Source organism: Limosilactobacillus coleohominis 101-4-CHN (assembly GCF_000161935.1).
GTDB lineage: Bacteria > Bacillota > Bacilli > Lactobacillales > Lactobacillaceae > Limosilactobacillus > Limosilactobacillus coleohominis_A.
Map to the genome: position 1 here is coordinate 309,592 of NZ_GG698802.1, position 9,947 is coordinate 319,538.

Annotated in this window: 8 protein-coding genes and 1 tRNA gene; 2 read left to right on the top strand and 7 right to left on the bottom strand. The window is 43.9% G+C overall.

The features are described from left to right. Window positions 1-16: 16 nt before the first annotated feature. Together HMPREF0501_RS08875 and HMPREF0501_RS01625 are read right to left on the bottom strand one after the other, a co-directional pair. Window positions 17-622: an NADPH-dependent FMN reductase gene (locus HMPREF0501_RS08875; RefSeq protein ID WP_006916049.1), complete on the bottom strand. Its 606-nt coding sequence runs from the start codon at window positions 620-622 to the stop codon at window positions 17-19. Between the two features lie 41 nt (window positions 623-663). After that, a complete protein-coding gene (locus HMPREF0501_RS01625; RefSeq protein ID WP_040455590.1) occupies window positions 664-1,575 on the bottom strand; it encodes an FAD:protein FMN transferase in 912 nt (303 codons plus the stop codon). Between the two features lie 110 nt (window positions 1,576-1,685). On the opposite strand from HMPREF0501_RS01625, the gene HMPREF0501_RS01630 reads away from it, so the two are divergent. After that, the gene (locus HMPREF0501_RS01630) at window positions 1,686-3,068 is read left to right on the top strand and encodes a DUF2252 domain-containing protein (protein ID WP_006916051.1); all 1,383 of its coding nucleotides are present in this window, start codon (window positions 1,686-1,688) and stop codon (window positions 3,066-3,068) included. A 56-nt stretch (window positions 3,069-3,124) separates the two neighbouring features. Here HMPREF0501_RS01630 and HMPREF0501_RS01635 read toward each other — a convergent pair whose 3' ends face one another. From HMPREF0501_RS01635 to HMPREF0501_RS01645, 3 genes are read right to left on the bottom strand one after another with little or no spacing between them, the layout of a single operon-like run. After that, window positions 3,125-3,943, bottom strand: a complete 819-nt coding sequence (locus HMPREF0501_RS01635; protein WP_006916052.1) for a Cof-type HAD-IIB family hydrolase — start codon at window positions 3,941-3,943, stop codon at window positions 3,125-3,127. 36 nt (window positions 3,944-3,979) lie between these two features. Beyond that, window positions 3,980-5,566 (bottom strand): cation:proton antiporter, encoded by a 1,587-nt coding sequence (locus tag HMPREF0501_RS01640; protein ID WP_006916053.1) that lies wholly within the window; start codon window positions 5,564-5,566, stop codon window positions 3,980-3,982. Between the two features lie 22 nt (window positions 5,567-5,588). After that, a complete protein-coding gene (locus HMPREF0501_RS01645; protein WP_040455733.1) occupies window positions 5,589-6,455 on the bottom strand; it encodes an NAD(P)-dependent oxidoreductase in 867 nt (288 codons plus the stop codon). Between the two features lie 284 nt (window positions 6,456-6,739). Here HMPREF0501_RS01645 and HMPREF0501_RS01650 point away from each other — a divergent pair, with 284 nt between their 5' ends. Further along, window positions 6,740-8,119 (top strand): amino acid permease, encoded by a 1,380-nt coding sequence (locus HMPREF0501_RS01650; RefSeq protein ID WP_006916055.1) that lies wholly within the window; start codon window positions 6,740-6,742, stop codon window positions 8,117-8,119. A 167-nt stretch (window positions 8,120-8,286) separates the two neighbouring features. Here the strand turns inward: HMPREF0501_RS01650 and HMPREF0501_RS01655 are convergent, their stop codons facing one another. Both HMPREF0501_RS01655 and HMPREF0501_RS01660 read right to left on the bottom strand, forming a co-directional pair. Beyond that, window positions 8,287-9,600: an MFS transporter gene (locus HMPREF0501_RS01655; RefSeq protein WP_006916056.1), complete on the bottom strand. Its 1,314-nt coding sequence runs from the start codon at window positions 9,598-9,600 to the stop codon at window positions 8,287-8,289. Window positions 9,601-9,703: 103 nt separating this feature from the next. Further along, window positions 9,704-9,775, bottom strand: a tRNA-Gln gene (locus HMPREF0501_RS01660). Between the last annotated feature and the right edge of the window lie 172 nt (window positions 9,776-9,947).

The window sequence follows — 9,947 nt, forward strand, 5'->3', positions numbered from 1 at the left end:
GATTTCACCTCAATGCTTATTTGCCTAATTCTAATTGACGAATTTCTTCCAGTGCGTGATCCTTTTCCAGTTGGAACTCACGCGTCTGCTTAACAAACGTTTCAAAGGAAACAAAGATTTGATCCAACAAATCCACAAATTCTGCCTTTTTAAGTTCACCATGTTCATCAAAGGCCTGGAGTGAATGGTCAAGCATATACTCAGAACTCGACATCGTCCGGGCCGCTAACTCTGGTGACGCCAACATCTTCCGTAAAATCTGTTGCGCCCGGGAAGTTCCGAGCGTCCCATAAGAAGCCCCCGTAACCATGACAGGTTTATCCCGAAACGGGTGAATAGTATACGACAGCCATGCGAGGGCGTTCATCAATACGGCCGGTACTGCGTGATCATATTCCGGTGTGGAAATAATCACCCCATCAGCGGCCGCAATCTTCTTACCCATCTCTTGCGCAGCTTCAGAAATCGTATGGTCAGGAGTCTTGTAGTAGACCGGAAGATTCCCAATGTCAAGAATCTCAATTTCAGCCACTTTTGCATAACGTTCTTTCATAAACTTAATCAGTTTTTTGTTAGTCGAACCATGCCGGTTTGAACCAGCAATCGCAATAAAATGATTCATGTTGATCCCTCCGATTTTTTATCAGTATATCACATGTACAATTATTCACAAGTCAGCATTTGACCATCACGATTAATGACAATGGCTTGGACATTCTCGAGCGTTTTGATAACCTGTTGAATGTACGACCAATCCTGGCCAAACAGCATTGACGTCCAAATTTCACCATCAAATGATTTGGGCGAAATAATCGACAAACTGGCCATGTCAGTTTGAATTGGGTAACCAGTTTTCGGATTAAAAATGTGGTGGTAAAAATGACCGTGACTGGTTAAATTCCGTTCATAAATTCCCGATGTAACTATCGATTGATTATTGAGTTTCAACACGTCCACATAATTTCCTAGTGCTTGCTGGGGATCCTGCAAACCAACGTGCCACATTCCATCACTCCGTTGTTGATTGCCACCAATTACGACAACATTGCCGCCGAGGTTAATTACCGCAGAAGTAACCCCAGCGTGAACCAAGAATTCCTTAATTAGGTCAGCACTGTAACCCTTGGCTAATGCACCAAGATCGATTTCCATACCAGGCCTTGCCAACATGACGGTCTGCTGTTGTTCATCCAATTTGATTAACCGCGGATCAGTTAAAGCCAGCCGCTCCTGAATTGCCATGGTGTCAGGAACGTGCGCATCCGCAAAACCAATATGCCACAGTTTTACTAATGGTCCGATGGCAATATTCAAGAACCCACCCGGATACAGGCTATATTGCTTGCCAATTTTAATTAGGTTAAATAATTCTGCTGGAACCTTTACGGCAGACTTTCCCGCCTGCTGATTGACTTTCATCAAAGCGGATGAATCATCATTCGCGGAAAAGATCTGTTCGTACTTTTGGAGACGGCGAACTGACTCATCCGCAATTTGCTCCGCATTTGGTACTGGCGTTTGCAGCTGCAACTTAATGATGGTGCCCATTAAGTGAATTGATCGTTCAACGCTCATCACAACTCCCCCATTTCTAAATCAAATCTTACCATAATTGGTCTTGATTATTTACATTTTGTCAAAACATCTTAAAATGGTGATGAATCATTCATGAGGAGCCTGATATTATGGAAAACCAGCTCGATATTTTTGACCTCAAAGCAGTCCAAATTAAAAAATCAAAACAAGAATTAATCAAATTCGGGCAGCAGCGTCAAGCCGCCTTGCCAAGTGCAAAACTAGCGCAATATTCGCCGGTTAATAGCGATCCCCGTAAGGCCATCGCTAAGACCGAAGCCAACATGATTAAGGAACTCTTACCATTGCGCCATCAGCGAATGATTGCCAGTCCCTTCGCCTTCTTTCGCGGGACTGCAGAACTAATGGAGCGGGATCTCAAACGGCAGTCTCAAACTAACATTCCGATTATTATTTGTGGTGATGCCCACATCCAAAATTTTGGTTTTTACGCTTCGCCAGAACGCCAACTCCTCTTTGGATTAAATGACTTTGATGAAGCACGAATTGGCAACTGGGAAAGCGATTTAAGGCGCCTGTTGGTAAGTGCACAACTAGCTGGTGAAGAAAACGGCTTTGACCAAGATGACCTCCATCAGCTATTAAAGAAAATTACCAAAACCTACCGCCATGCTATCAAACGCGCCAATCAAGAGCCGCTTTTTGATCGCTACTACTTTTCATTTAAGTATTCGGACATGACTCAAACAATCCAGGCTCTTGACCATCATCAACACCCCCATACAATTCATAAGGTCATGAAGCGGATTTTGAAAAAGAGTCAACAATCCAATTCCGCACAGATTGTGAAGAAAATGGCCCAGTTAGGTGCCGACGGCGAATACCATTTCGTTGAAAATGCCCCACGCGCTAAACACGTGAGCCAAACCCGCTATCAAGCAATTCTGGCTGGCTTTCGGGAGTATCGAAAGAATGTCCGTCCGGATATTCAAATCTTACTCGCCAACTTCCATATTTCAGATATTATCCGTTATAGCGTCGGCGTTGGCAGTTTTGGCACCCGCTGTTATTTGATGTTATTGACGGGGAACGATGGCACCCCATTGGTCCTCCAAATTAAAGAGGCTTTGCCACTGCGGTACAACTTACAAATTCTCGGCAGTGATCAAGTGGTTGCAAATGGTCAACGCGCAGGTCGCCGGATCGTTACCGCTCAACGAACCCTCCAGTCCTCTTCTGACCCCTTCCTAGGGGCAACTCACTTTGGCGGACGGAGTTACTATATTCGTCAATACCGGGATATGAAAGAATCCATTAAAGTCAGCAAACTCGATTTAGAAAGTTTTCAACTTTATTGTGAAACCTGTGCGCTCCTCCTGGCGATGGCCCATTACCAGAGTCCAACTGCACCTATCATCCGGGGATATTTGAAACACCAAAAGTCACTTGATGCTGGACTAGCCGATTGGGCAATTCAGTATGCTAATCAGGTTCACCAAGATTATCAATGCTTCGTCAGCAGTCAACCATAATTAATAAAGGGAATTAGGTTCAGCAACCTAATTCCCTTTATAAGTTATTTAACCCTTTACAAAGCATACTTTTCAATTGCTTCTGCCACTCCGTCATGATTATTGTCGGCCACCGTGACGTCTGCCTTCGCCAACGTACTTGGAATTGAGTTTCCCATTGCGACTCCGGTACCGGCAAATTCAATCATGGACTCGTCATTTTGGGCATTACCAATTGCCATCACTTCACCTGATTGAATTCCGAGATGTTCGCAAAGGGCCGCTAAAGTAGCTCCTTTGCCGGCTTTTTGATTCACAAATTCAAGATAATAATCCTCACTCCGGACAATCTTAAAGCGTTCGGCCAAGTCCGCAGGAAGTTGTTGATGAGCAGCATCCAGCTTATCTTTATCGTCGGTCATCATAAACTTACCAATTACGAGCTGATCGCGGAGCGCATTAATCTGGTCCAGTGAACGATAGCGCATCGGCATAAAGACTAGTCCGGACTCATGAACCGCGTATGGACTAATGTCCTGATTGGTAGTGTAAATATAATCTTGAGTTTCAATCACCGACTTAACATTATGCTTGGTGGCGTATGCCAAAATATCAACGTAATCATTAAAATCAACCGTGTAGTTCACGATGACTTGACCATTCGTATCTTGAGCCAAACCGCCATTAAAGGCCACCACGTACTCGTGATCAGAATGATCTAATTCCAATTGTTTCAGAAACGGCCGCACTCCCGTCATTGGCCGCCCCGTACACAGCACTATTTTGACGCCTGCTGAGCTAGCCTCTTTAATTGCGGACACAGTTTTGGGTGTTACCGACCGCTGATCGTTAATTAATGTCCCGTCGATATCAATTGCTACTAATTTAATTGTCATTTATATTCTCCCGTTTTTTGCTTTTATTATACCCGATTAGTGGTTCAGAACCACCATTTCCGCCATCAAGATTTCTGAGTAAAGACTAGTCACAATGTCCATGTAGCCAGCCTCTTGTTGAGAAACTTCGTTCAAATACTCCCGTTCTTCACGAAAAGCTAATCGATAAGCCATATCTAACGTGTTGGCTTCCTCAGGAGTTAAGGCTGGCCGCTGAAGCGACCGTTTGAATTCACGGATAAAATGTTTAATTGAGGTGTGCATCCGCTGAGTTTGCAAGTCATACAATACTGTCTGCCGAAGGTCCTCCGGGAGATAGATTTGGCGGATTTTTTCGATTGCATGTTGAATCATTTGGTCGCGAATCTGGATCGTCTTTTTAGTAATTACCTTGTCGGAAGGTTGTCGTTGTAAAATAAACCGAAACATGAATGTTGGAACTAAGAGGCTCAGAACGATCAACACTGCTTCAGCCATCAAAACTAAATTGAAATCGGTCCGTTTTACCGAAGTTTCCGCAACCATAAATGCCAAGGCAAATGTCACGGTTCCGTGGACCCCGCCAAAAGCAAAAATAGTAGCAGATTTAGCATTGAGATGGCGAACCGCCAACGTATATACAAATCGCACGACAACGTTAGCCACGTACATAATAATCCCTAAAATTAACCAATTATGCGGGTGCAAAACCACATTGTTATTATTGGTAATGCGCACCATCATAATTCCCAGAATCACGAACACGATCCCGTTCAGTAACTCTTTCATCATGCCGGTCAATGCCTCAGAATCATAGACGACACGCGGATTTAAGAGGTTGCTCCGTTCCATTTCAGCATTGTGCAATACTCCGGTACAAACTACGGCAATAATTCCAGACACGTGTAAGTGTTCTGCCACAAAGTAAATCACAAAAGGCGTCGCCAGAAAAATAATCTTTGATGGTGTCCCCGTATTATTGGCCGTATTAACTAAGTTAATATGGGAACGAACCAGGGCCTGGCGAACCAAGCTGATAATTCCACCGCCGACAAAGCCAAATACGGCACCACCTACTGCAGAATACATAAAGTTGGCAACTGTTTGACCATAGTTGATATATCCATTGACATACCACAAAATGGCCATGTTCAACAGAATAATTCCAGAAGCATCATTGAAAAGTGATTCTAGTTTTAAAAAGGTTCGTTCAGTATCTGGAATAATTAAACCGTGCGAAACCGCCTCACTTGCAGTCGCATCGGTTGGCGTACTGATTGCCGCAAGTACAAATGCCAATGGCAAACTAACGATTTTCGTAACGGCCATACTAAAACCCGCTGCAATTGCACAAAAAAGCGCCATAAAAACGGTCAACGAAACGATCACTCTAAACTTCCGAGCAACTTTGTAAAACCTGGTTTCCATCCCATCGTAAAATAACAGTGGTGCTACAATCATCCCCATAAAAATTTCCGAAGAAAATGTTGCCACCAAGTGATCTAGCATGGGTACCAGGGCCACAATCACCCCTAATCCGAGGTTGATATAGTTGCTAGCGATATGACTAAAAAATTGTCGATGAACTACTATGCCGACAATCGCGACAGCCACTAAGAAAACTGTGGAAAGCATTAACGTCATTTTGGACTAACCTCCCAATTTATTAATCCTGCCACCAAAGTTTTATTAAAGCCTGTGTACCATCATTTCCCAGCCCCTGCTGGTCAACGAGAACTTCATACAACCGCTTAGCTTCTTTCGTAGCTGGCAAATCAATGTTCAGCTGGTCAGCAGTTGTTAACGCGATCCGTAAATCCTTCAGGAAATGTTTAGCAAAAAAGCCGGGCGTATAATCATGCTTTAAAATTCGTGGCCCGTAGCTGCCTAAACTAAAGTTTTCGGCCGCCCCGCTTTGGAGCGTATTCATGACTTGCTGAAGATCTAGACCAGCTGCTTTCGCATAAACGAATGCTTCGGTCATTCCAGTCATGGTACCGGCAATCATAATTTGGTTGGCCATTTTAGCATTTTGCCCACTTCCGGCTGGGCCAAAATAGGTTACTGATGCGGCGAATTCATCAAAGAGTCCTTGTAACGAGGTCATGGTCTGCTTTTCACCGCCGACCATCACTGTCAAAGTTCCTTTTTTTGCACCAATATCTCCACCAGAAACTGGCGCATCCAAACATTGAATTCCCCGTTTTTGACAATCACGAGTGATTTCCTGATCCAGTGATGGCGTACTAGTTGTCAGGTCAATTAAAACTTGTCCAGCATGAGCGTTTTTAAGGATTCCTTGATCCCCATAGTAAACATCGCGGACATCCTGTGGGAAGCCGACCATCGTCATTACGACATCAACCTGAGCCGTTAATTCAGCTGGTGAACCGGCCCACTGCGCACCATTATCAAGCACTGCCTGCGCATGACTCTTCGTCCGGTTATAGACGATTACCGTTTCATGATGGCTAAGCAGGTTATTAATAATTCCGGTTCCCATGACCCCGGTACCGATAAAACCAATTTTCATCATTGTCATCCCCAATTTCATTCAAAAGTGTCCTAATAGTTCCTAATTATAGCATTCCCTTATTTTGACTGCTATTAACGGGTAATCAGCAGAAAACTGTGAATTGGCTAAGATAAAGCCACGTCACCATTTTAATAATACATTCGTGGTAAAACGCGGTATAATAGGAACATCAACCAATTTTTTGCGTGTATCAATTTCACTTCATTTGCACAATTCTGAGAAATTGATTAGTATTTATAGTATAGTTCATGAAGCTGCATGAACTTAAAGGAGGAATTTAAATGGCTGATAAAAGCCATCAGGCCACGCAAGATTCAAATGAATTACAACGTGGACTTACTAACCGTCACGTTCAAATGATTGCCCTAGGTGGCGCAATTGGAACGGGACTTTTCTTAGGATCTGGTGAATCCATTCACTTCGCCGGTCCATCCATCATCCTTGGTTACTTGATTACCGGGTTAATCTGTTTTTGGATGATGCGGGCAATGGGAGAAATGATGATGACTAATGTTCACTATCACTCCTTTGTCGATTTAATTCATAAATACTGGGGCCACCGGGCCGGATTTGTCATCGGTTGGGCTTATTGGGCCAGTTGGATTGCGATTGCGATGGCCGAACTAACCGCGATTGGGGTTTATATCAAACTTTGGTTGCCGGGCCTGCCGCAATGGGTCCCTGGGTTAATTACCATTGCAATTCTGCTTTGTATTAATCTGATTACCGTTAAGGCATTCGGGGAAGTTGAATTCTGGTTTGCATTGATCAAGATTGTGGCAATCATTGCCTTGATTTTGATTGGGATCGGCTTGATGATTTTCCGCTACCACACTAGTGCCGGCATCGCAACGCCAGCCAACCTGGTTAGTCATGGTGGCTTCTTCCCGACTGGCTGGTCAGGGGTACTGAAGTCCTTACCAATGGTTGTCTTTGCTTTTGCCGGGGTTGAAATGGTCGGAATGACCGCTGCTGAAACTCAAGATCCTGAAGAAGTTATTCCACGGGCCATCAATAACATTCCCGTACGGATTTTAATCTTCTATATTGGTTCATTAGCGGTGATCATGTCGATCTTCCCATGGAACCTGCTCAACGCTAACTCTAGTCCTTTCGTAATGGTATTCAAGGATATCGGGATTAGCGGGGCTGCGGACATTATCAATTTCGTTGTGATTACGGCGGCTGCTTCTTCATGTAACAGTGCGCTCTATACGACCGGACGAATGTTAGCCGAATTGACCTATAAGTCACCTAATCCAAAAGTTCGGATCATCAGCCACATTTCACGGTTCCAAGTTCCAACATTTGCGATTATCATTTCTGCACTCTTGATTACCCTTTCGGCCGCTTTAAACTACTTAGTTCCGGGTAGCGTCTTCACTCTGATTTCCAGTGTGGCCACCACGAGTTTTCTCTTCATCTGGGGAGCCATTGTGATTACCCACTTAAAATTCAGAAAGAAGTACCCAAAGGAAAGTCCGTTTAAGATGCCATTGTCACCGGTTTCTGACTACTTAGTATTAATCTTCTTTGCAGTGGTTGCTGTTACCATGACGATGCGAGAAAGCACATTAATCTCATTAATTGTGACCCTCGTTTGGATGGCAATCCTGTTATTTGCTAGTCGGCAACACAAGGAAATCAAGATTAAAAAGTAAGAAAAAAGGGGTTGTGACACAAACCCGATTACTTTAATAAAAAGCGAACAGCGCAGTACACAAATGGCCTCCAGTGCTCGGCAAAGCCGAACTCTGGAGGCCTATTTGTGTTTGCGGGGGCGTGAAAACGAAGTCATAAATGACTTCTGTCACGCTCCCTTTTTAAATTACTTTGGTGATGTTTCGGGAGCAAAGAAGAGACATCCGATACCACCAATTAGCAGAATAATTGCACATACCAGCATGGCTAAATTACTACCACCGAGATTCGTTAATACCGGTAAGAGGAACGTCCCGCTAGCCGCACCAATTCGGCTAATCGTGATCACTGTACCGACACCAGTGGCCCGCACTTTAATATCAAATAGCTCCGTCGGGTACGGATAATCAAGCACCAATCCCGCAGACAGGACAACAGAGAAGATGGCAAAACAGCCTAACTGGAAAAATGCTTGGTGACCGGGATTAACAATGATAATCATTAAGGCCAGGGCCGCTAATAATAAGTGACCAACCAAAAATGCCCGCCGGCTAAGATGATTAAATAAGGCCATCCCAACGAGCACTCCTGCCATGACGCAGGCGTTATACATTACCCCAGATAATTGATCATTTCCTAACTTCAAGCCCTTTAGAAGAATTGGTAAGAAAATACTAATGCCAAAAAAGGCGAACGCCTGACACGCGTAAAATAGGCCGCCGACAATAGTGCGTCGCCGATATTGCTTATTAAACACTACTCGCCAAGTAATCTTCTCTGGATCGCGCTTGCGGCGTAGTAGTTGCTTCGGTAAGCCGAAGCGGCGGCCAATGTGTTTATGGATTAACCGCTGGGCCTGCTCCTTTTGACCTTGGCTTGCCAACCAACTTGGTGATGCCGGAACCCGGCAGACTGAACAATACAGCGCAGTAATTAAGCTTGGTACCACTGAGGAGGCAAGGATAATTTGCCAGGTAGCACTACCGAAGCCCCGAATTAAAATTCCCGCAAAATACGAACAGACAAAGCCAATTGCCCAATAGAAAATCAAACGGCTTTGTCGCTTACCTGCTTCTTGCTCTGGTAGCCACTCTACTAATAATGAATTACCGACTGTGTAATCAATGGCAATCATCAAACCAATCGCAATCCGAATAATAAAAAGCAGCCAGGGATTCGTAGTCACTAATTGCGCCAACGATAGCACAGCAAAAAAAATATACATATTAATCATCAAAAGGCCGCGGCGACCAATTGAATCTGCTAACTTGCCCATTACAGCGCTACCGGCCAGCCCAATCAAGCTCCCCGCACCGAGTAATCCAACCCAAAAGTCAGTCAGATGTAGATAATTTTGTGCAAGTGAAAACCCAGTTCCGCTAATACCTAACGCATACCCACAGGATATTTGTCCGAGAATTAACGCGATTAAGATCCGCCGATGGATCGTTTTGAAAGGGGCTTTCTTATAATTCTTCTGTGGAATCTGTTGTTCATTCATATAGTGATTCGGTCGATGACCAACCGACTTAAATCCCTCCTTATTAAATTAACGCCATTTTTATAAAAAAAAGGCACTGCAAACGCAATGCCTTAATTTTTTATTGGGCTAGCTGGATTCGAACCAGCGCATGACGGTACCAAAAACCGTTGCCTTACCGCTTGGCTATAGCCCAATATTTAACTTGTCGCCTGACGACTATTTAAATATAACATCGTTTCCAAAAAAGTTCAACGATATTTTCAAAAAATCCTTACGAAAAAATTTAGAATCTGGTAGAGTAATCAATCGTTGGTATTAATTACCGTTTGAAATTTATTTGAGAAGGAGTTTTATTTTATGGATAA

Coding starts and splice junctions, on each gene's coding strand:
- HMPREF0501_RS08875 (WP_006916049.1), bottom strand. CDS start 622: ATGAATCATTTTATTGCGATTGCTGGTTCAAACCGGCATGGTTCGACT.
- HMPREF0501_RS01625 (WP_040455590.1), bottom strand. CDS start 1,575: ATGAGCGTTGAACGATCAATTCACTTAATGGGCACCATCATTAAGTTG.
- HMPREF0501_RS01630 (WP_006916051.1), top strand. CDS start 1,686: ATGGAAAACCAGCTCGATATTTTTGACCTCAAAGCAGTCCAAATTAAA.
- HMPREF0501_RS01635 (WP_006916052.1), bottom strand. CDS start 3,943: ATGACAATTAAATTAGTAGCAATTGATATCGACGGGACATTAATTAAC.
- HMPREF0501_RS01640 (WP_006916053.1), bottom strand. CDS start 5,566: ATGACGTTAATGCTTTCCACAGTTTTCTTAGTGGCTGTCGCGATTGTC.
- HMPREF0501_RS01645 (WP_040455733.1), bottom strand. CDS start 6,455: ATGAAAATTGGTTTTATCGGTACCGGGGTCATGGGAACCGGAATTATT.
- HMPREF0501_RS01650 (WP_006916055.1), top strand. CDS start 6,740: ATGGCTGATAAAAGCCATCAGGCCACGCAAGATTCAAATGAATTACAA.
- HMPREF0501_RS01655 (WP_006916056.1), bottom strand. CDS start 9,600: ATGAATGAACAACAGATTCCACAGAAGAATTATAAGAAAGCCCCTTTC.